The organism is Azospirillum canadense, from assembly GCF_025961225.1.
GTDB lineage: Bacteria > Pseudomonadota > Alphaproteobacteria > Azospirillales > Azospirillaceae > Azospirillum > Azospirillum canadense.
The window spans coordinates 3,019,845-3,039,618 of record NZ_JAOQNG010000001.1; the positions used below are offsets into that span (position 1 = coordinate 3,019,845).

Consider the following 19,774-nt stretch of genomic DNA (forward strand, 5'->3'; position numbering starts at 1 on the left):
AAGGCGCAGCCGAAACCCAACAGGTTCGCACAAAAAAGGGGGCCTTCCGGCCCCCTTTTCCATTTGCGATGTGGTCGGCGGGTCAGTGGCTGGCCATCTTTTCCTTCTGTTCCAGGCTGATGTATTTCCGGGTGATCGGCTCGACCAGCTGGTTCATCTTCTGCGCCATGGCTTCCTCCTCGCGCAGCGACTGCTGGAAGCCGGAGATGTTCTTGAAGCCGGCGGCCTCGGCCATGACGATCAGCGACTTGTAGGCGGCGATCTCATAGTTCTCGAAGGCGTGGTTCGCGAACATGTTCTTCAGGATCTCGTCGGCGGCCGGCACATGGGCCACGGCGCCGACGTTGCCCATCAGGCCGAAAATGGCCTCCTTGATGCTCGACGGGGTGACGCCGACCTCCTTCATCGCCTCTTCGATGCGCTTGCGCTGCTGCTCGGTCTCGGCGATGTGCTGGCGCAGGGCCTGCTCCAGTTCCGGGTAGTTCTGAACCCGCTCCACTTGGCGGTTCATGATCTGCAGCGCTTCCATCTCCAGCGCGTGCGTGTTGCGGAGACCCGCAATGAAAATGTCGTTCACAACATTCGACGGCGAAGCCATAACAGAAAGCTCCTCGGCTGGTTTGATACGCGCCCAACCGGGAAACGCCGCAAAAGTTCCTGCGTTCGAAATTACTTTTTGATCTTGAGCAGTCGCTTCATGAAACGGTCATGGTGCAGACATGATCACGCATTGGCACCGTTCTTCTTTGTTACGAAGCGGAGGATGGGATGGATCACCATGCGCCGAAAAAATGTTCGTAAGCCCCACGATCCCGCTTTTCTCCATCGAAAGCTCCGAAAAATGTCGGGTGACTCCCGCGGCCGGATCGCCTATCACACGGGCAGGCTTCCGAACGGATGATGTCCCTTGACACGCACACGCACGTTTGGCCTGTCCGCCGTCGTCCTCGCCGGTTTTCTCGCAGGCTGCACCCCGAACTACTCCCCGAACACCTACGCCGCCACCGCCACCCAGCAGGCGAACAAGGTGGAACGCGCCGTCGTGGTCGGGTTCCGCCAAGTCGCGATCAGCACCAACGGCACCGTGGGCGCGGTCACCGGCGGGGCGGCCGGCGGCGTGCTGGGCTCGCAGGCGGGCGCCATCGGCATGAACGCGGCGTTGGGCGCGGTCACCGGCACGGCCCTCGGCGGTCTGCTCGGCACCTCGATCGAGCATGTGACCGGCGACACCACCGGCTGGGAATACATCGTCCGCAAGCCGGATGGCGAGCTTCTGTCGCTGACCCAGAAGGAAGAGCGGCCGCTGGCCGTCGGCCAAAAGGTTCTGGTCATCACCGGCAGCCAGGCCCGCATCGTCCCGGACTACGCGACGGAGACCGACCCGGCCCCTGCCAAGGACAAGCCCAAGGCCGACGAAAAGACCGACCAGAAGCCGAAGTCCGAGGAACCGGCCAAAGCCGACGAGGCGAAGCCCGACGCGGCGGCCGAGTCCAATGCGGCCGACTCCAAGGCTGTTGAGGCAAAGGAACTTCCGCCTCCCGCAACACCGGCGCCCGCTGCAACGGCCGAGCCCGCCCCGGCGGCGGAGCCGGCGGTGAAGAGCGGCCCCATCTCCATCGCGCCGCCCGCCGCGTCCCCACCCGCGCCCGTACCCGCACCGGCGGCCGACGCGGCGCCCGTCCAGGCTCAACCGACCACCAGCACCGCCGCGACCAACGCCGGCATGTAGGGCAGGCGGAATCGCCATGGCCGCGGCTCCGGCACCGCGGGGGCATCACCCCCGTCGCCGAGCCCTCCGCCGGAGCGGTCCATCCGTCCGGCCTCCAACACCACCGTCGTCATCGCGTCGAACACGCCCATGGCCGCAGCCCTCCCTGTGTCGGGGGGTACCGTGCGCCGGTGTGGAAAATCTTGGAAACGAATAGGCTTTATGAGGATCATCACAGATCGTGATGGTCCATCCCCGCGTTTCTCCTGTACCACAGTCACGCGGCGCCGCGTTGAACATCCAGCGCGTTGAACCCGGCGCATCCCTCTGCTTGAATGGCGCGACCATGCCGGCCAACCTCGACACCGACCTCCTGCGCGCCTTCGTCGCCGTTGCCGACGCGCGCAGCTTCACCCGTGCCGGCGACACGCTGGGGCGCACACAGGCCGCCGTCAGCCAGCAGGTCCGCCGGCTGGAGGAGGTCGTCGGCAAGCGCGTGTTCCAGCGCGACACCAAGAGCGTCAGCCTGACCGGCGAGGGCGAGCTTCTGCTGACCTACGCGCGCCGCATGCTGACTCTGAACGACGAGGTGATGGCGCTGATGCGCCGCCCCGTCTCGGTCGCCAGCGTGCGCATCGGCTCGCCCGACGACTATGCCACCATGCTGCTGCCGGAGGTGCTGGCCCGCTTCGCCGCCGTCTATCCGGAGGTGACGGTGGAGGTGGTGTGCGACAACAGCCCCGATCTGGTGGCGGAGATCGAAAAGGGCCGCTACGACCTCGCCCTCGTCACCCGACACCCCGACACCAAGAGCGGCGAGTTGGTGCGGCGGGAGCCGGTGGCCTGGGTCGCCCCGCCGCTCAACGCCAGCCACAACGCCGGCAAGGGCTTGATCGAACGGGAGGATCCGCTGCCGCTCGCCCTTTTTCCCAAGGGCTGCGTGGTGCGCGACCTCGCGGTGGCGACGCTGGAGGAAATCGGGCGCGGCTGGCGGGTCGCCTTCACCAGCAAGAGCGTGGTCGCCGTCCACGGCGCCGTGCTGGGCGGGCTGGGCGTCACGGCCATGGAGGCCTGCACCGTGCCGCCGACGCTGCGCCGCCTGACGGAGGCGGACGGCTTCCCCGCCCTGCCCGACGTGGACATGGCGCTGCACCGCGCGCCCGGCGTGGCGGCGAAGCCCGTCCGGCTGCTGGCCGACGCGATCCATGATTTGCTGGGGCCCGCGGCTCCGTAGCCTTGCCCGTAACATCGTCATCGGCAGGCCTCCATCCACTCATCGTCCGGTTGCCCGGGTGCTGCGCGCCGATGCACAATGGGTGGTCACGAAAAGGCCAGCCACCATGAAGAAGCGTTCCGGCATCGCCCTGCGCGTCCGCTCGTCGGGCCTGAAGGCCCTCGCGCTGCAACTGATCCTCGCCACGGCCACCCTGTGGTTCGCGCCGGGCGCCATGGCGCAGAGCCCGGTCGCCATCGGCGCCCCCCTGACCGGCGAGGTGGTGCTGAACCGCGACATCGAGGTGCGCATCGGCCCGAACGAGGACGCCCGCATCGTCATGACGCTGTCGCGCGGCAAGGCGCTGAACGCGCTCGGCACGCCGCGCGGCACCGGCTGGACGGAGGTCGCCATCGGCGGCCAGCCGATCGGTTACGTCCCGGTCGATTCGCTGGACCCGGCGCTGATGGTGGCGCGGCCGGTCAGCACGGCGGGCGGCAGCGGTGGCGCGCGGGCGGCCAAACCGGGCGAACCGGCCGTCCATCACCGCAACGCCGCCGTGGTGCCGCGGGCCGCCTGGGAGATCGCCGCCCAGGTGCCGGCCCAGGGCTATGTGGTCGCGACCCAGCCCATCGCCGCCACCGAGATCCTGGACAGCAAGAAGCGGCGCGGCTTCACCCTGCGCAAGGGCGACGTGGTGGGCGTGATCGACGCGTCCAACGGCCGCGCGACCCTGTCCATGCCGGGCCGATCCAAGGCTGTGGCGACGGTGGACGGGCTGGTCGGGGTGGTCGCCCCCTACCCGCTGCCCGGCATGCCGCCGCTGGAGCCCGGGCCGCTCTACGCCGCGCGGCTGGGCGAGTATGTCAGCCACGCCGAGGGGATGCGCGCCTGGCAGGAGTTCACGGCCGGCGCCGGGTCGGCCTACCGCGACCTGCCGCCGATGGTCTGGCCGGTGTTCCGCGGCCCCCGCACCACCTACGACATGGGGCTGGGCCCCTTCACCCGCACCCAGGTGGACAACGTCTGCGGAGCCCTGGCGCAGCGCGGGCGCGACTGCTGGGTGATCGAACTCGACACATTCTAAAAATCTTAATTCTTTCCGTACAAACTGCATGAAATTTCGAAATTGGCCCCGCACAGCTTTACCGTGTTAAGCTCCCTGTTTCCCGCCGGTCCTGATCGGGCATCCAGCATGACCAACGCCGCCCCGCATCCTCCCGCTTCCACGGGCGCCACCCCGGTCGGCCCCGAAAAGATTGGCCCTGCGCAAGGCGGGGGCGAGGACGACTTCCTCTTCCTGGACGACCAGGACGAGGGCGGCGACGGGCGCGAGCCCGCGCTGACCAGCCCGGCGAACCGCTGGAAGATGCTGATCGTCGACGACGAGCCGGAGGTGCATTCCATCACCAAGCTCGTCCTGGCCGATTTCTCCTACAAGGGACGCTCCGCCCACTTCCTGTCCGCCTATTCCGCGGCCGACGCGAAGGACATCCTGGCGCGCGAGGACGACATCGCCATCATCCTGCTGGACGTGGTGATGGAAACCGACGACGCCGGTCTGCAGCTGGTCCACCACATCCGCGAGGTCCTGAAGAACCGGCACGTGCGCATCATCCTGCGCACCGGCCAGCCCGGCCAGGCGCCGGAGCGGGCGGTGATCCTCGACTACGACATCAACGACTACAAGGCAAAGACTCAGCTGACCGCCCAGCAGCTCTTCACCACCACGGTCGCCGCGCTGAGGTCCTACGAGGACATCATGGCGATCGAGATGAACCGCCGCGGGCTGGAAAAGATCATCGAGGCATCGTCGTCCCTGTTCCAGGTGCGGTCGATGAAGCTGTTCGCCGCAGGCGTGCTGACCCAGCTGTCCGGCATCCTCGGCGTCGGGCCGGACGCCATCCTGTGCGTGCAGCGCGGCGCGGTGCTGGGCGGCGCGCGGGGCGGCCCCGCCCGCGACGGGCTTGCCCATAACGAACTCTATGTGCTGGCCGGCTCCGGGCGATTCGAGTCGCTGATCGACGAGCCGGCGGCCGACCACGTCGACCCGCCCGTGCTCGGCGCCGTCCTGCGCTGCCTGGAGACGCGCAGCAACCATTACGACGCCGACCACTGCACCCTGTACATCCGCACCCCCAACGACCGGGAGAACGTGGTCTACCTGCGGTCCGACCGGCCGCTGTCGGAGCTGGACCGGAACCTGATCGAGGTGTTCTGCCGGAAGATCTCCGTCGGCTTCGACAACCTGCACCTGTTCGAGCAGCTGCGCCGCACCCAGCAGAGCACGCTGATCGCCATGGCCGGCATGGCCGAGCGCGGGGCCGACGCGCCGGAGTCCGTTCCCCGCATCGCCCTGGTGGCGGAGCGGATCGCCCGCCGCCTGCGCGACCGCGGCCACTTCGCGCACGCCATCGACGAGCATTTCCTGGAATCGGTGGGGCTGGCGGCCATCCTGCACGACGTCGGCAATGCGAACATCGACCCGGTGATCCTGGGCAAGGCCGGTCCCCTGTCGCCGGAGGAGCGGGAAGCCATGCAGCGCCACACGCTGGCCGGGTGGGAGCTGCTGGAGCGCGCCAGCCGCCGGTCGGACAGCCGCACCTACCTGCATCTGGGGGCGGAAATCGCACGGTCGCACCACGAGAACTGGGACGGCACCGGCTATCCGGACCGGCTGCGCGGCGACGCCATCCCGCTGAGCGCCCGCATCGTCGCGGTCGCCGACAGCTTCGACGCCATGACCCGCGAGCGGCCCTACCGCAGGGCCCTGGACCACGACGTGGCGGTGTCGGAGGTTCGGCGCCAATCCGGCACCCGCTTCGACCCGGTGGTCGTCGAAGCCTTCATGGACGTGGCCGGCGACTTCCGGCCCATCTGAGTGCGGCCCGGCTGAGGCGTGAGCGAGAGCGGCCCTCAGCCCTCGCCCGTCATCAAGCCGTCCACCATCTCCTTCAGCGGGCCGATCTGCACCGGCTTGTGCAGCAGGCGACAACCCAACGCGGCCGCCTCCGCCTGCCGTTCGGGGGTGGTGTCGCCGGTCAGGATCAAGGCCGGCACCGGGGCGCCGACATGGTTGCGCACCATCTCCACCGCCTGGGCGCCGGTGCCGCCGGCGGGCAGGAAATGGTCGGCCAGGACGAGACCGGGCCGCCCGGTCGCCTGCGGCAGACGCTGCGCCAGTTCGTTCAGAGACAGCGCGGACAGCACCTCGTAGCCCCAGCCTTCGAGCAGGAGCGCCAAGCCCTCGACGATGGAGCGGTCGTCGTCGACCACCACGATCAGCCGGCTCGGCCCCGGTCCCGGAACTCCCGGTCCGTCGTGACCGCTGCTGTCTGGGCGCCCGGCGTCTCCGCTCCCATCCCCGGTGCCGGAGACGTCGGACGCGGCGCACTGGTGGGACCACGCCCCCAACGCGGTTTCGCCCGGCAACGGGACAGCACCGGCGCCGATGGATAGGACTCCAATCATATCGTTCGATGCTTGCAACATGGGAACTCTCACCAGCGCTCCGACGACCGCAGTCCGGTCATTGTCCGATCAAAGACAACATAAAAGATAAAAATTAACGTCCGACTACCCAAAAACCCCGAGAATTCATTTCAGAAAAGAAATATTTCCGCCCTGCGAAATTTATGACTCGGCTCGACATCACTCTTTGCCCATACAGGGAAACAGGATTTTAGACCGTTTATTCGCTTTATCTGATTGAGGAAGACCGCTCAACCCCGAAAAAACGCATATGCACGAATCAATGCGGCCGCAATCCGGGACTGTAGCCCCCCGCAACCATACGTCTCGGATCCGGAACAATCCATGGGGCAGGAGGCGCACCGACCCTGGCCGAAGGGTTGCCCGAAAGAAAAAGGACTCCCGCCGGCCGGCGGGAGTCCTCAATTTGTCGCAGGACCTTTTGCGTCAGGAGCCTTTGCGTCAGGCCCCCTTTTGTCAGGAGCGCAGCACGCCGCCCGTCGCCTTGACGACCGCAGCGACGATCTTCTGGCCGATCGCCTCGATCTCCTCGTCGGTCAGAGTGCGCTCGGTCGGCTGGAGCGTGACGGACAGCGCCACCGACTTCCGGCCTTCCTCGACGTTGGTGCCCTGGTAGACATCGAACACCGCCACGTCCTTGACCAGCGCCTTGTCGGCCCCCTTGGCGGCGCGGACCAGCTTGTCGGCCTCAACGTCCTGGCCGACGACGAAGGCGAAGTCGCGCTCCAGCGGCTGGAAGGGCGAAAGCTGGACCAGCGGCTTGGCCGTGCCGCCCTTCTTCTTGGGCAGCGGGATGGTGTCCAGGAAGACCTCGAACCCGACCACCGGACCCTTCACGCCCAGCGTGTCGAGCACCGTCGGGTGGATCTCGCCGAAGCGGGCCATCACCGTGGGACCGAGGCGCAGCACGCCCGACCGGCCGGGGTGGTACCAGCCCGGCGCATCGGTGGTGACCTGCAGGTTGGCGGTCGGGGCGCCGGCGGCCTCCAGCACCGCGAGTGCGTCGGCCTTGGCGTCATAGGCGTCGACGCCGCGAGCCTTGACCGCCCAATGACGCGGCACCGCGTTGCCGGCGCGGATGCCGGCGGCCACGATGTCCTGCCCGTCCGGCGTCGGCTTGCGGAAAGCCGGGCCGACCTCGAACAGGCCGACGTCGGCGAAGCCGCGGTCGGCGTTGCGACCGGCGGCCTGGATCAGGTTGCCCAGGATCGACGGGCGCATGACGTCAAGGTCGGCGCTGATCGGGTTGACCAGCGTCAGCCCGGCGTCCACGCCGCCGAACAGCGCGGCCACCGGGCCGGCCATGAAGGACCAGGTCACCGCCTCCGACAGGCCGCGCATGGCCAGCGTGCGCTTGGCCAGCCCGACGCGGCGCTGCTTGGTGGTCAGGGCCGGACGGGTCAGCACGCTCTCACGCGGCAGCGGCGTCGCCGGGATGGCGTCGAAGCCGTGGACGCGCAGCACCTCCTCCACCAGATCGGCTTCGCCGTGGATGTCGGCGCGCCAGGAAGGCGGGACGACCCGCAGGGTGCCGTCGGCGTCCTCGCCCGCGATCTCGCAGCCCAGCGTGGTCAGGATGCGCAGTTGCTCCTCGCGCGGCAGGTCGACGCCGCCCAGGCTGGCGACGCGGCCCGGCCGCAGGGTCAGCGTGCGCCGCCACTCCGGCTCCTGCCCGGCAACGACGAGGTCAGACGCCTCACCGCCGCAGATCTCCAGGATCAGGCGGGTGGCGCGCTCCATGCCCGGGATCACGGCAGCCGGGTCGACGCCGCGCTCGAAGCGGTAGCGCGCGTCGGACTCGACACCCAGCCGGCGGCCGGTCTGCGCCGTGCGCACCGGGTCGAACAGGGCGGCCTCGACGAAGACGTTGACCGTCTCTTCGGTGCAGCCGGTCTCCTCACCGCCGACGATGCCGGCCAGCGACTCCGCGCGCTCGTGATCGGCCACGACGGTCATCGCGCCGTCGAGGTCGTATTCCTTGCCGTTCAGCGCCTTCAGACGCTCGCCCGGGCGGGCCATGCGGACCACGATGCCGCCCTTCACCTTGTCTGCGTCGAAGACGTGCAGCGGACGGGCCGCATCGAAGGTCATGTAGTTGGTGATGTCGACCAGCGCGGAGATCGGACGCAGCCCGATGGCCGTCAGCTTGTCGTGCAGCCACTTCGGCGACGGTCCGTTCTTCACGCCGCGGATGGTGCGGCCGACGAACATCGGGCAAGCGTCCGGCACCTCGATGGCAACGCCGATCGGGCTGGGGAAAGAACCCTTGACCGGGTCGGCGTTGAGCGGGCCGTCCTTCAGCGGCTTCAGCGTGCCGAGCCCCGCGGCGGCGAGGTCGCGGGCGATGCCGCGCACACCGGCGCAGTCGGCGCGGTCGGGCGTCAGGCTGATGTCGATGACCGGATCGCCCAGGCCGGCATACTCGGCGTAGGCCACGCCGACCGGCGCGTCCTCGGGCAGCTCGATGATGCCGTTGTGCTCCTCCGACAGCTTCAGCTCGCGTTCGGAGCACATCATGCCGTTCGACTCGACGCCGCGGATGACGCCCTTCTTCAGCGTGATGTCGGAGCCGGGGATGTAGGCCCCCTCCGGCGCGAAGACGCCCTTCAGGCCGGCGCGCGCGTTCGGCGCGCCGCAGACGACCTGCAGCTTCTCCGTGCCGGTGTCGACGACCAGGACGCGCAGCTTGTCGGCGTCCGGGTGCTTCTCGGCGGAGACGACGTGGGCGACGCGGAAGGGCTTCAGCTCTTTCGAGCGGTCCTCCACCCCCTCGACCTCCAGGCCGAGGGCGGTCAGCTTCTCCACGATCTGGTCGAGCGTGGCGTCGGTCTCCAGATGGTCCTTCAGCCAGGACAGCGTGAACTTCATGGGTCCGGCTCCTTTAGCGCGTCAGGCCCTGGGCCATGCTGGGAACGTCGAGCGGCACGAAGCCGTAATGCTTCAGCCAGCGGAGGTCGGCTTCGAAGAAGGTGCGCAGGTCGGGGATGCCGTACTTCAGCATCGCCACGCGCTCGATCCCCATGCCGAAGGCGAAGCCCTGGTACTTGGTGCTGTCGATGCCGCAGGCTTCCAGCACGTTGGGGTGCACCATGCCGCAGCCCAGGATCTCCAGCCAGTCGCCGTAGTTGCCGAGCTTCAGCTCGCCCCCCTTGCGGGAGCAGCCGATGTCCACCTCGGCCGACGGCTCGGTGAAGGGGAAGAAGCTGGGGCGGAAGCGCAGCGGCAGGTCGTCCACGTCGAAGAAGGCGCGGCAGAACTCGATCAGGCAGCCCTTCAGGTGGCCCATGTTGGTCGCCTCGTCGATGACCAGCCCCTCGATCTGGTGGAACATCGGGGTGTGGGTCATGTCGTAGTCGGACCGGTAGGTGCGGCCCGGCGCGATGATGCGGATCGGCGGCTTCTTGTTCAGCATGGTGCGCACCTGCACCGGGCTGGTGTGCGTGCGCAGCAGCATCTTCTTGTCGCCGTTGTCGGGCAGATAGAAGGTGTCGTGCATGTCGCGGGCGGGATGGCCCGGCGGGAAGTTCAGGGCGGTGAAGTTGTGGAAGTCGTCCTCGACGTCCGGCCCCTCGGCAACGCTGAATCCCATTTCCGCGAAGATCGCCACCATCTCATCGATGGTCTGGCTGATCGGGTGGATGCGCCCCTCCGTTTCCGGCCGGACCGGCAGGGTGACGTCGATGCGCTCCGCCTTCAGGCGGGCTTCCAGGTGGGCGCGGGCGAGGTCGGCCTTGCGCGCGTCGATGGCGGCGCCGATCTCGTCCTTCAGCGCGTTCAGCTGCTGGCCACGCTCGCGGCGTTCGTCGGGCGACAGGCCGCCCAGCTCCTTCATAAAGCCGGTGATGCGCCCCTTCTTGCCCAGCGCCGTCACCCGCACCTCTTCGAGGGCGGCGAGGTCGCCGGCGGCGTTGACCTGCGACAGGAGTTCGTCTTTCAGCGCATCGAGCATGTCATTTCCCGCGAGCCATAAGGAAGAGCGAGCGTAAAGAAAAAGGGAGCCGGCCCAAAGGCACGGCTCCCTTCTTTCGTGTCAGGCGCCTGATTGAGGCTCCGCAGTGACGCGGAAGCCTTACGCGGCGGCCTTGGAGGCGAGAGCGGCCTGGGCCTGGTCGACGATGGCCTTGAAGGCCTCCGGCTCACGGGCGGCCAGGTCCGACAGGACCTTGCGGTCGATCTCGATGCCGGCCAGCTTGATGCCGTTGATGAAGCGCGAGTAGGTCAGGCCGTACTGGCGGACGCCGGCGTTGATGCGCTGGATCCACAGGCCGCGGAAATCGCGCTTCTTGTTGCGGCGGTCGCGGTAGGCGTAGCGAAGCGCCTTTTCGACCTTCTCGATCGCAATCCGGAAGTTCTTGGAATTGCGGCCCCGGTAGCCCTTGGCGAGCTTCAGGATCTTGCGGTGACGGGCGTGCGTGGTGACGCCGCGCTTAACACGAGCCATGGTTCAAATCCCCTTTAGTATCAGGCGTTGCGCAGCCAGTTCTTCAGCACGATCTTCTGGTCCGGTTCGGACAGAGTCATCATGCCGCGCGCGTTGCGCTTCATCGTCGGGGACTTGTGCTCCAGGCAGTGGCGCTTGAAGGCCGCACCAGAGCGGACCTTACCGGACGCGGTCACCTTGAAGCGCTTCTTGGCGCCACTCTTCGTCTTCAGCTTGGGCATTTTCGATCCTTTGTCTGGATGTTCCGAACTTGGCGGTTGGGCATGCCCTGGGCCTCAGGCCCGGCCTCGCCGCCCGTTGGAGCGCAGGGTTATACGCGCCGCGACGCCACAACGCAAGGGCCAGCCGCAAGGGGCAGCCGTGGCGCGCAGGCCGAAGTTTGCGGCGGCGGTCATTGCGGGCGGCGCAGGTACATCTTTCCGACGCCGTTCAGCGCGGTGAACAGTTGGGTGAACTGCGCCAGGAAGGCATCCCAGGACAGGGCACCGGCCTTCTCGGCAACGGCCTCGTGAATGGCGCCCAGCGTCGCGCGGCCATCCACCCGCGCCAGGATCGGGCCGGCGAGGCGCGGCAGCGGCAGGGGGATCACGGCGCCCATCAGATCCGCCTCCAGCACGCCACCGGGCGGTAGGCCCTTGGCCAGCGCCGCCCCGTCCAGGTCGCGCAGCACCGGCACCACCTCCGGGCCGTCCGGTCGCGCAATTGCGGCCTCCGCATCCTGCGGGCGGACGAGGTAGGCGATGTGCTTGGTCATGGTGCCGGTGACCTGCTCCACCCAGGCGGCGCGCTCCAGCCAGGGCAGCCCCTCCAGCCGCTTCAGCAGGCGCGGGTCCTTGATCCAGACCGAGGGCTCGTAGCGGGCGGGCTCCATCAGCGCGGCGACGGCGAGGCCGCCCGACGCGGCCAACGCCGCCAGCTCCGCCACCGTGTAGGGGCGGTCGCAGGAATGCAGCAACAGGTCGTAGAGGTCGGCGTCGGCCTGTTTGTGGTCGCCGATGAAGGGGTTGTTCAGCAGCCAGTTGGACCGCGGCAGATGCCCGATCAGGCGCTTGGCGAGTGCCACCTTCTCGGCCGGCGGCAGGTCGTCCGTGATGGTGCGCAGCGCTGCCTGCATCGGGTAGACGCCGGTGCGGCCATAGGGCGCGTAGACCATCAGCCCGATGCCCCCGCCGGGCTTCAGCGCCCCGGCCAGAGAGCGCAGGCCGGCCGACGGGTCGTCCAGGTGGTGCAGAACGCCGCAGCAATCGATGTAGTCGAATGGGCCCAGCCCATCCAGTTCCAGCAGGGAGCCACGGCGGAAGTCGATGTTGGTCAGCCCGCGCGCCCTGGCCCGCGCCTCGGCGATCTCCCGCGCCGCGTCGGACAGATCCAGGTAGGTGACGCGCCCCGGGTTGCCGGCGTCGGCCAGCTGCTGCGCGATCATGATCGTCCCGTCCCCGGTCCCGCCGCCGGCCACCAGCACGGTCAGCGGCTTGGCATGGTCGAGCCGCCCGCCGAAGACGAAATGGTTCACCTCGTCCAGGTGGCTGGGCGAGCCGGTGATCAGGCGCTTTTTCTCGTCGGCCGGGTTGCGCGCCGGGTAGGGGTAGGCCTCGTACTGGGCGCGCAGGGTGTCGATGCTCATCAAACAGGCAGCCGGTCAGGTTGGCGGGTGCGCGACCATAGCACCCCGGCGGCCAAAATTCCCCCCTCCCAGCCCAACCGGGAGAGGGGAATGCCGGGATTACGCGCCCAACCCCTCCGCCGCCCGCACAACGCCGACCTCCAGGCCGTTGCGGTTTGTGACGCGCTGGCTGAGCAGCTGTTCGGCGCGGGTCCACATTTCGTCCGGCAGGGCCTTGGTCGCGCGGATCAGGGCGGCCAGGGCCACCTCGCGGGCGCGCGGGGTGCCGTCGTCGATCTTCAGCGCGATGCCCAGCCCCTGCTTCGGCAGCACGGCGACGCCCACGGCCTCCGCCCCGCCCTTGACCAGCACCTGCCCGCCGGCCGCCTGCATCATCGCGGTGTCGAAGGTGTCCTTGCCGGCGATCAGGTAAGGATGCGCCCGCCAGGCGCGGCGGATGCGGGTCACCGCCTCGGCGCGGGCATCGGGCAGGTCCTTTGGGTCGCCGATGCGGGCCATGGCGTAGGCGATGGCGCCCAGCGGGATGCCGATGGTCGGGATGGCGCAGCCGTCCACGCCCCAGGGGGCGTGCGACAGGTCCTGCCCGGTCATCTGCTCCGTCACGCCCAGGATGCGCTGCTGCACGGGGTGGTCGAAGCGGACGTAGCCCTTGGTCGGCTCCCCCTTGTGCAGGGCGGTGGTCAGGAAGCCCGCGTGCTTGCCGGAGCAATTGTTGTGGAAGGCGGTCGGCGTCTCGCCGTGGCGGATCATCTCATGGGCGGTGTCGGGGTCGGTCGGCAGGTGCGCCCCGCACTCGTAATCGTTCACCGTCAGGCCGATGCGCTTGATCCACGCCTCCGCCAGCCGGGTGTGCCGGATCTCCCCGTTGTGGGAGGAGCAGGCGAGCGCCAGTTCCTGGTCGCTGAGGCCGTAGGCGTCGAACGCGCCGGTCTCCACCAGCGGGATGGCCTGGATGGCCTTGACGGCGGAGCGCGGGTAGACCGGCGCCTGGATGTCGCCCCATTGGGCCAGCACGCGGCCGTCGGAATCGACGATGCAGGCGCGGCCGCGGTGGACGGATTCCACCATGCCGCCGCGCGTCACCTCCACGAGGATCGGCGCCTCGGGCGGTCCGGACAGGTCGGCGTGGGCCTCTGTACCAGAGGAATCATGGGCGTGGCCGTGGTGATCGCCGTGGCCGCCGCAGCAGGAGGAATGGTCGTGGCTCATGGGGCGAAGCTTGCCTCTCTCTGCGCCCCGAGGCAAGGTGTCGCACCCTCGGACCCGCCATGCTGTTGTTGATTGCGGGCCGGAACCAGCAGCGATTTTCGGACCATGCGTGGATATTTCGCCGTCGGCGTCGAACGGATCAGCAAACCCGGCAACGTCGGGAACCTGATGCGCTCCGCCCATGCCTTCGGGGCATCCTTCTTCTTCGCCATCGACCCGGAGCCCGACCTGCGCGAGGCGCAATTCGTGGACACCTCGGGTGCTGCGGAGCATCTGCCGCTCTACGTCTACGACCGGGTGGCGGACCTCGCCCTGCCCAAGGACTGCCAGCTTGTCGGCGTGGAACTGACCGAGGACGCGGTGGACTTGCCCAGCTTCCGCCACCCGACCCGCGCCGCCTATGTGCTGGGGCCGGAGCGCGGCAGCCTGTCGGCGCCCCTGCTGGAGCGTTGCGATTTCGTGGTGAAGATCCCCATGAAGTTCTGCATCAACGTCGGCGTGGCCGGTGCGCTCGTCATGTACGACCGCATGATCAGCCTCGGTCGCTTCGCCGAGCGCCCCGTGCGCGTCGGCGGCCCCACCGACCTTCGGCCCGAGCACAAGCACGGGCGGCAGATCATGCGCAACCCGGAACGACGCCGGCGCATGCGCGGCGAGCAAAAGCCGCTTGTCATCCGCGACGACGAGTGAGGGAGCGTCGCCCGCTCAGAACTTCACGAACGGATTCAGGATCAGCCCGAGCGCGCCGGTGAAGCGCAGCAGACCGTCCGTGACGGCGAGGCACAGGCAGCCTTCCTCGTCCGCGACCGGGCGGTGGCGGATGGAGCCGTCGGCGACGGACAGGTCGCCGCGGCCGAACTGGCCCAGGTCGTCGGTGAAGCCGCCGTCCAGCACCAGCGTCAGCTCGATTCCGCGGTGGGTGTGGTGCGGCGGGCCGACTCCGGGACCGAGCCGCATCAGCCGCGCCTTGGACCGGCTACCTGGCGGCCCGGACAGGGTCCTGGAAAGCGGGATATCGCAGCAGTCCATGCCCCGCATCAGCCGCGTCCACGGCAGCCGCGACGGGTCGTCGCCGATGTAGCGGCGCAGCGGTTCCGGGATCAGCGGCACAGGCACCGGCTTCGACGGGCGCACCGGGGCGGCCGCGCGGGGCAGCGGCGGGTGCTCGTCCAGACGGGCCAGCACGGCCTCCAGGCTCGTGGGATCCACCGCCTCCGGCTCGATCTCCTCCAGCAGCGCGCCGCCGACCGCTTCCATCTCCGCGACGTTCAGGCGGCAGCAGGGGCACAGGGCGAGATGCGTGGCGACGGCGAGCGACACCGCCTCGTCCAGCGCCCCGCCGGCGTAGTCGATCAGCAGCGTGTCGCCGGGATGATGGGTCGGCACGGTCATGCGGTGTCCCTCAGGGCCTTGCGCAGGCGTTCCATGGCCAAGCGCAGGCGCGACTTCACGGTGCCGAGCGGGATCCCTCGCTCTATGGAGATCACGCTGTGGGGCTTATCCTCGAAATAGGCAAGCCGAAGCAACTCCGCTTGCTCCGGCGGCAAATCCTTCAGGGCCGCCCGCAGGCGACCGGCGGATTCCTGGGTCTCCAGGCGGCGGTCGGCGCTTTCCGGGCGGTCGGGCACCAGGGCGGGGACGAGCGCCGGGTCGTCGGGGTCGATCTCCGGCCGCTGCTCCCGCCGCAGGACGTCGATTCGCTTGTTGCGGGCGATGGTGAAGACCCAGGTGCTGGCCGAAGCCTGCGCCGGGTCGTAGGTCTCGGCACGCCGCCAGACCAGAAGCATCACCTCCTGCACCAGTTCCTCCGCCCCCGCCGCGTCGCAGCCCTGCCGGCGCAGATAGGCCTTCAGCCGCGGGGCGAAATGGCCGAACAGCGCCGCGAAGGCGGCGCGGTCACGGTCCCGCCCGACCGCGAGCAGCCGGTCTTCGAGCGTCTGGTCCGATCCGGCGTCTGGAGAACCGATGTCCTGCATGGGCGCATTCAAGGGGAACGGCGCGCGCGGCACAAGGGGCCGCACCATGGGCGGAATAAGGGGCGGCACAAGGGACACCGCAAGGGGACACGTGCGCCGCCCCTCGGCAGAGCGCGGGGCTGGGCGTCGCAGGGCGTTCGGTGTCTTGGCGGCGGTTCGGGTCACGTGGCTTGTACGCGGCCGTTCGGTGGCCGGATCACCGCGACCGGCCGGAAGCCGTGACCTTCATTTCCCTTCGTCGTCCAACCTTGGATTCGCCCACCGAATTGGGGTAGTGTCCGGGTCGCTTCCGAACCCCTCCCGCAAAACCATTCGAGCGTTCGCCCAACGATGTTGCCTGTCCGCACCATCCGCCGCGCCGCCGGCGCCGCGCTGGCCCTGGCCTGCCCTATCCTGGTTGCAACGGCCACCACGGCGGGGGCGGCCGACCCGCGCCTGCTTGGCACCTTCAAGGACTGGAACGCCTTCGCGTTCGAGGAGGGCGGGCGCAAGGTCTGCTACGTCTCCAGCCAGCCCAAGAAGAAGGAGCCGGCGGCCGCCAAGCGCGGCGACATCTACGTGCTGGTGACCCACCGCCCGGCCGAGAAGACGCTGGACGTGGTCAGCTTCATCGCCGGCTATTCCTACAAGAAGGACGCCGACACGGTGGTCGAGGTCGGCGGCAAGACCTTCAAGCTGTTCAACGAGGGCGAGACCGCCTGGGCCCGCGACGCCGAGACGGACAAGGCGGTCACTAACGCCCTGCGCGATGCCAAGGGCAAGCCGATGGTGGTGAAGGGCGTCTCCGCCCGCGGCACCAAGACCACCGACACCTACAGCACCGACGGCGCCGCCCAGGCTTTGGACGCCATCAACAAGGCCTGCGACGTCAAGCGCTGAGCGAATTGCTGGGTTTCTCAGCGCTTCGTCTTTTGACTCTTTCCGCTCATGGCCCTATCTAGGGGGCCATGAGCGCCTCCAACCATGCTGCTGCCTTTGCCCTGCCGGCGACCGACGCTGACGGGCGCAAGAACCTTGTCGGCCTGTCCCGCGACGAGCTGGAAGCCGAAATGCTGTCCATTGGCCTGGAAAAGTTCCGGGCCCGCCAGCTTTGGCACTGGATCTACCACCGCGGGGCCACCGACTTCACGGTGATGACCACGCTCGCCAAGCCGGTGCGCGAGAAGCTGGCCGAGACCTACGCCGTGGCCCGGCCGACCGTGGTGCGCGACCTGAAGTCGGTGGACGGCACGCGCAAGTGGCTGCTGCGCATGCCCGACGGGCAGGAGGTGGAGAGCGTTCACATTCCGGAGGAAGACCGCGGCACGCTCTGCGTCTCCTCCCAGGTCGGCTGCACGCTGACCTGCCGATTCTGCCACACCGGCACGCAGCGTTTGGTGCGCAACCTCGACGCCTCGGAGATCGTCGCGCAGGTCATGCTGGCCCGCGACGCGCTCGGCGAATGGCCGGCCCCGCCGGACGGGCGCATGATCTCCAACATCGTCATGATGGGGATGGGCGAGCCGCTCTTTAACTACGAGAACGTCGCCAAGGCGCTGAAGATCGTCATGGACGGCGACGGCGTCTCCATCTCCAAGCGGCGCATCACGCTGTCGACCTCGGGTGTCGTCCCGGCCATGAAGCGCTGCGGGGAGGAGCTGAACGTCAACCTCGCCGTCAGCCTGCACGCCGTGACCGACGAGCTGCGCGACATCATCATGCCCATCAACCGGAAATATCCGCTGAAGGAGCTGATGGACGCCTGCCGCAACTACCCCGGCCTGAACAACGCGCGGCGCATCACCTTCGAATACGTCATGCTGAAGGGCATCAACGACAGCCCGGCCGATGCGCGGGCGCTGGTGAAGCTGCTGGACGGCATCCCGTCGAAGATCAATCTGATCCCCTTCAACCCCTGGCCGGGTGCGCCGTATGAGCGCTCCACCGACAAGGCGATCCAGGTGTTCGGGGACATCGTCAACAACGCCGGCTACGCCAGCCCGGTGCGGACGACCCGCGGCGAGGACATCATGGCCGCCTGCGGCCAGCTGAAGAGCGCGTCGGTGCGCCTGTCCGCAGCCGACCGCGCTGCCATCGAGAAGGTGCTGGCCGAAAAGGACGCGGCGCTGGTCGGGTAAGGTGTTTCTCCCCTCTCCCTCCGGGGATGGGAGAGGGGTATAACGCCCGGACCCGTGTTTTGGGACCCGTGTTTGGGGCCCGTGTTTTCCGGAGTGCCGTCCTTGCCCGCCTTTTCCGTGGACCCCGGTCTGGTTCTGTTTCTGCTCTGCGCCGCGGCCATCTGGCCGCTGATGCGCGTCTGCCGGCGCGCCGGCTTCTCGCCCTGGTGGGCGCTGCTGATCTTCGTTCCGGTGGTCGGGCAGATTCTGGTGCTGGGGTTCCTGACGGTGCGGCGCTGGCCCGCCCGGCTGGCGGTCGATCCGCCCGCCCCCCGCCGCAAGGAGCGGAGGACCGCCTGATGGACGCCGCCATGGAACCCATCGTTTCCCTTCTGAACACCGTCTACTGGCAGCCCTGGGCCGCCATCATGTCCAGCGACCCGTGGACATCGAACCTCGTCATGGCGATCCTGCTGATGCTGAAGCTGGTCTTCGGCGGCTGGGTGGTGGCCAAGGGCGGGCGCAGTCCGCTGTGGGCGCTGGTGATGCTCATCAACGGCGCGGACATCCTGGCCATGTGGCTGTACGCCTACATCCGCTGGCCATTCGTGGACCGCAAGCCTGCGGAAGCCGTTGCCGTGGACGCCGCAACGGATTGATTCGCATCGGTCGTGGGGCTACTGTCCCGCACCGACATCTTTCTCCATCCGCGTGAGTAGTCCCATGAGCGGCGCGTCCGGCAAACAGATCAAGAAAGTGGTGCTCGCCTATTCGGGCGGCCTCGACACCTCGGTCATCCTGAAGTGGCTGCAGGAGACCTATCAATGCGAGGTGGTGACCTTCACCGCCGACCTCGGCCAGGGCGAGGAGCTGGAGCCGGCGCGCAAGAAGGCCGAGCTTCTGGGCATCAAGCCGGAGAACATCTTCATCGACGACCTGCGCGAGGAATTCGTGCGGGACTTCGTCTTCCCGATGTTCCGCGCCAACACCCTCTATGAGGGCACCTACCTGCTCGGCACCTCGATCGCCCGGCCGCTGATCGCTAAGCGCCAGATCGAGATCGCCAACCAGGTCGGCGCCGATGCGGTCGCCCACGGCGCCACCGGCAAGGGCAACGACCAAGTGCGGTTCGAGCTTGGCTACTACGCGCTCCGCCCGGACATCAAGATCATCGCCCCCTGGCGCGAGTGGGACCTGAGCAGCCGCACCCGGCTGATCGACTACGCCGAGAAGAACCAGATTCCGATCGCCAAGGACAAGCGCGGCGAGGCGCCCTACTCCACCGACGCCAACCTCCTGCACATCTCGTATGAGGGGAAGGCGCTGGAGGATCCGTGGGTCGAGCCGTTCGAGGACATGTTCACCCGCTCCGTCGCGCCGGAGAAGGCCCCGGACACCCCGACCTACGTCGAGGTCGAGTTCAAGCGCGGCGACGCGGTGGCGATCGACGGCAAGGCCCTATCCCCGGCGGCCCTGCTGACCGAGCTGAACCGGCTCGGCGGCGAGAACGGCATCGGCCGCCTCGACCTCGTCGAGAACCGCTACGTCGGCATGAAGTCGCGCGGCGTGTACGAGACGCCGGGCGGCACCATCCTGTTGGCGGCCCACCGCGCCATGGAGAGCATCACGCTCGACCGCGGCGCCGGCCACCTGAAGGATGAGCTGATGCCGCGCTATGCGGAGCTGATCTACTGCGGCTATTGGTTCAGCCCGGAGCGCTTGGCGCTCCAGGCCCTGATCGACCAGACGCAGGAGACGGTCAACGGCGTGGTCCGCCTGAAGCTGTTCAAGGGCAACGTCACGGTGGTGGGCCGCAAGTCGCCGAACAGCCTCTACCGCATGGACTATGTGACCTTCGAGGAAGACAGCGTCTACAACCAGAAGGACGCGGAAGGCTTCATCAAGCTGAACGCGCTCCGCCTGCGCCTCGGCGCCATGGCCCGCGCGAAGGTCTGATCTTTCGCGCACATACCCGTGCACATGGGCGTGTTTGCAACGAGGGGGCTCCGGCCCCC

General features: G+C 68.3%; 21 protein-coding genes. 10 read left to right on the forward strand and 11 right to left on the reverse strand.

Annotation, left to right across the window (positions count from 1 at the left end):
* Positions 1–82 precede the first annotated feature (82 nt).
* On the reverse strand, positions 83–598 hold the full coding sequence (locus M2351_RS14350) for a ferritin-like domain-containing protein (RefSeq protein WP_264656716.1): 516 nt from the start codon (positions 596–598) through the stop codon (positions 83–85).
* A 309-nt stretch (positions 599–907) separates the two neighbouring features.
* Between M2351_RS14350 and M2351_RS14355 the strand changes: the two genes are divergently transcribed.
* Positions 908–1,729 carry an outer membrane lipoprotein gene (locus M2351_RS14355; RefSeq protein ID WP_264656717.1) on the forward strand — a complete coding sequence of 274 codons (822 nt, stop codon included), beginning with the start codon at positions 908–910 and terminating at the stop codon, positions 1,727–1,729.
* Here M2351_RS14355 and M2351_RS14360 read toward each other — a convergent pair.
* Positions 1,687–1,860 (reverse strand): hypothetical protein, encoded by a 174-nt coding sequence (locus M2351_RS14360; RefSeq protein ID WP_264656718.1) that lies wholly within the window; start codon positions 1,858–1,860, stop codon positions 1,687–1,689. The two genes, M2351_RS14355 and M2351_RS14360, sit on opposite strands and share 43 nt — an antisense overlap.
* 194 nt (positions 1,861–2,054) lie before the next feature.
* On the opposite strand from M2351_RS14360, the gene M2351_RS14365 reads away from it, so the two are divergent.
* From M2351_RS14365 to M2351_RS14375, 3 genes are all read left to right on the forward strand, one after another.
* The gene (locus M2351_RS14365) at positions 2,055–2,942 is read left to right on the forward strand and encodes a LysR substrate-binding domain-containing protein (RefSeq protein WP_264656719.1); all 888 of its coding nucleotides are present in this window, start codon (positions 2,055–2,057) and stop codon (positions 2,940–2,942) included.
* Positions 2,943–3,048: 106 nt separating this feature from the next.
* Complete coding sequence (locus M2351_RS14370; RefSeq protein WP_264656720.1) at positions 3,049–4,008, forward strand: SH3 domain-containing protein; 960 nt, start codon at positions 3,049–3,051, stop codon at positions 4,006–4,008.
* 108 nt (positions 4,009–4,116) lie between these two features.
* Entirely contained in the window at positions 4,117–5,802 is a 1,686-nt protein-coding gene (locus M2351_RS14375; RefSeq protein ID WP_264656721.1) for a DUF3369 domain-containing protein, read from the forward strand.
* Positions 5,803–5,837: 35 nt separating this feature from the next.
* On the opposite strand, the gene M2351_RS14380 is transcribed toward M2351_RS14375, so the two are convergent.
* The 7 genes from M2351_RS14380 to M2351_RS14410 form a co-directional block, all read right to left on the reverse strand.
* Complete coding sequence (locus M2351_RS14380; RefSeq protein WP_264656722.1) at positions 5,838–6,392, reverse strand: response regulator; 555 nt, start codon at positions 6,390–6,392, stop codon at positions 5,838–5,840.
* 477 nt (positions 6,393–6,869) lie between these two features.
* Complete coding sequence (gene pheT, locus M2351_RS14385) at positions 6,870–9,281, reverse strand: phenylalanine--tRNA ligase subunit beta (protein ID WP_264656723.1); 2,412 nt, start codon at positions 9,279–9,281, stop codon at positions 6,870–6,872.
* A 13-nt stretch (positions 9,282–9,294) separates the two neighbouring features.
* Positions 9,295–10,362, reverse strand: a complete 1,068-nt coding sequence (gene pheS / locus M2351_RS14390) for a phenylalanine--tRNA ligase subunit alpha (protein WP_264656724.1) — start codon at positions 10,360–10,362, stop codon at positions 9,295–9,297.
* 120 nt (positions 10,363–10,482) lie between these two features.
* Complete coding sequence (gene rplT / locus M2351_RS14395) at positions 10,483–10,854, reverse strand: 50S ribosomal protein L20 (RefSeq protein WP_209772062.1); 372 nt, start codon at positions 10,852–10,854, stop codon at positions 10,483–10,485.
* 20 nt (positions 10,855–10,874) lie between these two features.
* Complete coding sequence (rpmI, locus tag M2351_RS14400; RefSeq protein ID WP_264656725.1) at positions 10,875–11,075, reverse strand: 50S ribosomal protein L35; 201 nt, start codon at positions 11,073–11,075, stop codon at positions 10,875–10,877.
* Between the two features lie 170 nt (positions 11,076–11,245).
* Positions 11,246–12,478, reverse strand: coding sequence for a class I SAM-dependent methyltransferase (locus M2351_RS14405; RefSeq protein WP_264656726.1), 1,233 nt, complete (start codon positions 12,476–12,478; stop codon positions 11,246–11,248).
* 99 nt (positions 12,479–12,577) lie between these two features.
* Entirely contained in the window at positions 12,578–13,687 is a 1,110-nt protein-coding gene (locus tag M2351_RS14410) for an asparaginase (RefSeq protein WP_264656727.1), read from the reverse strand.
* A 105-nt stretch (positions 13,688–13,792) separates the two neighbouring features.
* Here M2351_RS14410 and M2351_RS14415 point away from each other — a divergent pair, with 105 nt between their 5' ends.
* On the forward strand, positions 13,793–14,377 hold the full coding sequence (locus M2351_RS14415; RefSeq protein WP_264656728.1) for an RNA methyltransferase: 585 nt from the start codon (positions 13,793–13,795) through the stop codon (positions 14,375–14,377).
* Positions 14,378–14,392: 15 nt separating this feature from the next.
* Here the strand turns inward: M2351_RS14415 and M2351_RS14420 are convergent, their stop codons facing one another.
* Both M2351_RS14420 and M2351_RS14425 read right to left on the reverse strand, forming a co-directional pair.
* Positions 14,393–15,079, reverse strand: a complete 687-nt coding sequence (locus M2351_RS14420; RefSeq protein WP_264656729.1) for a ChrR family anti-sigma-E factor — start codon at positions 15,077–15,079, stop codon at positions 14,393–14,395.
* Complete coding sequence (locus M2351_RS14425) at positions 15,076–15,663, reverse strand: sigma-70 family RNA polymerase sigma factor (protein ID WP_264656730.1); 588 nt, start codon at positions 15,661–15,663, stop codon at positions 15,076–15,078. Before M2351_RS14425 ends, M2351_RS14420 begins: the two co-directional genes overlap by 4 nt.
* 330 nt (positions 15,664–15,993) lie before the next feature.
* On the opposite strand from M2351_RS14425, the gene M2351_RS14430 reads away from it, so the two are divergent.
* From M2351_RS14430 to M2351_RS14450, 5 genes are all read left to right on the forward strand, one after another.
* On the forward strand, positions 15,994–16,542 hold the full coding sequence (locus M2351_RS14430; protein ID WP_264656731.1) for an invasion associated locus B family protein: 549 nt from the start codon (positions 15,994–15,996) through the stop codon (positions 16,540–16,542).
* Between the two features lie 68 nt (positions 16,543–16,610).
* The gene (rlmN, locus tag M2351_RS14435) at positions 16,611–17,780 is read left to right on the forward strand and encodes a 23S rRNA (adenine(2503)-C(2))-methyltransferase RlmN (protein WP_264656732.1); all 1,170 of its coding nucleotides are present in this window, start codon (positions 16,611–16,613) and stop codon (positions 17,778–17,780) included.
* A 102-nt stretch (positions 17,781–17,882) separates the two neighbouring features.
* Positions 17,883–18,119: a DUF805 domain-containing protein gene (locus M2351_RS14440; protein ID WP_264656733.1), complete on the forward strand. Its 237-nt coding sequence runs from the start codon at positions 17,883–17,885 to the stop codon at positions 18,117–18,119.
* 11 nt (positions 18,120–18,130) lie between these two features.
* Complete coding sequence (locus M2351_RS14445) at positions 18,131–18,418, forward strand: hypothetical protein (RefSeq protein WP_264656734.1); 288 nt, start codon at positions 18,131–18,133, stop codon at positions 18,416–18,418.
* A 64-nt stretch (positions 18,419–18,482) separates the two neighbouring features.
* A complete protein-coding gene (locus tag M2351_RS14450; RefSeq protein ID WP_264656735.1) occupies positions 18,483–19,715 on the forward strand; it encodes an argininosuccinate synthase in 1,233 nt (410 codons plus the stop codon).
* The last annotated feature ends 59 nt before the right edge of the window (positions 19,716–19,774 follow it).

Coding starts and splice junctions, on each gene's coding strand:
- M2351_RS14350 (WP_264656716.1), bottom strand. CDS start 598: ATGGCTTCGCCGTCGAATGTTGTGAACGACATTTTCATTGCGGGTCTC.
- M2351_RS14360 (WP_264656718.1), bottom strand. CDS start 1,860: ATGGGCGTGTTCGACGCGATGACGACGGTGGTGTTGGAGGCCGGACGG.
- M2351_RS14365 (WP_264656719.1), top strand. CDS start 2,055: ATGCCGGCCAACCTCGACACCGACCTCCTGCGCGCCTTCGTCGCCGTT.
- M2351_RS14370 (WP_264656720.1), top strand. CDS start 3,049: ATGAAGAAGCGTTCCGGCATCGCCCTGCGCGTCCGCTCGTCGGGCCTG.
- M2351_RS14375 (WP_264656721.1), top strand. CDS start 4,117: ATGACCAACGCCGCCCCGCATCCTCCCGCTTCCACGGGCGCCACCCCG.
- M2351_RS14380 (WP_264656722.1), bottom strand. CDS start 6,392: ATGATTGGAGTCCTATCCATCGGCGCCGGTGCTGTCCCGTTGCCGGGC.
- pheT (WP_264656723.1), bottom strand. CDS start 9,281: ATGAAGTTCACGCTGTCCTGGCTGAAGGACCATCTGGAGACCGACGCC.
- pheS (WP_264656724.1), bottom strand. CDS start 10,362: ATGCTCGATGCGCTGAAAGACGAACTCCTGTCGCAGGTCAACGCCGCC.
- rplT (WP_209772062.1), bottom strand. CDS start 10,854: ATGGCTCGTGTTAAGCGCGGCGTCACCACGCACGCCCGTCACCGCAAG.
- rpmI (WP_264656725.1), bottom strand. CDS start 11,075: ATGCCCAAGCTGAAGACGAAGAGTGGCGCCAAGAAGCGCTTCAAGGTG.
- M2351_RS14405 (WP_264656726.1), bottom strand. CDS start 12,478: ATGAGCATCGACACCCTGCGCGCCCAGTACGAGGCCTACCCCTACCCG.
- M2351_RS14410 (WP_264656727.1), bottom strand. CDS start 13,687: ATGAGCCACGACCATTCCTCCTGCTGCGGCGGCCACGGCGATCACCAC.
- M2351_RS14415 (WP_264656728.1), top strand. CDS start 13,793: ATGCGTGGATATTTCGCCGTCGGCGTCGAACGGATCAGCAAACCCGGC.
- M2351_RS14420 (WP_264656729.1), bottom strand. CDS start 15,079: ATGACCGTGCCGACCCATCATCCCGGCGACACGCTGCTGATCGACTAC.
- M2351_RS14425 (WP_264656730.1), bottom strand. CDS start 15,663: ATGCAGGACATCGGTTCTCCAGACGCCGGATCGGACCAGACGCTCGAA.
- M2351_RS14430 (WP_264656731.1), top strand. CDS start 15,994: ATGTTGCCTGTCCGCACCATCCGCCGCGCCGCCGGCGCCGCGCTGGCC.
- rlmN (WP_264656732.1), top strand. CDS start 16,611: ATGAGCGCCTCCAACCATGCTGCTGCCTTTGCCCTGCCGGCGACCGAC.
- M2351_RS14445 (WP_264656734.1), top strand. CDS start 18,131: ATGGAACCCATCGTTTCCCTTCTGAACACCGTCTACTGGCAGCCCTGG.
- M2351_RS14450 (WP_264656735.1), top strand. CDS start 18,483: ATGAGCGGCGCGTCCGGCAAACAGATCAAGAAAGTGGTGCTCGCCTAT.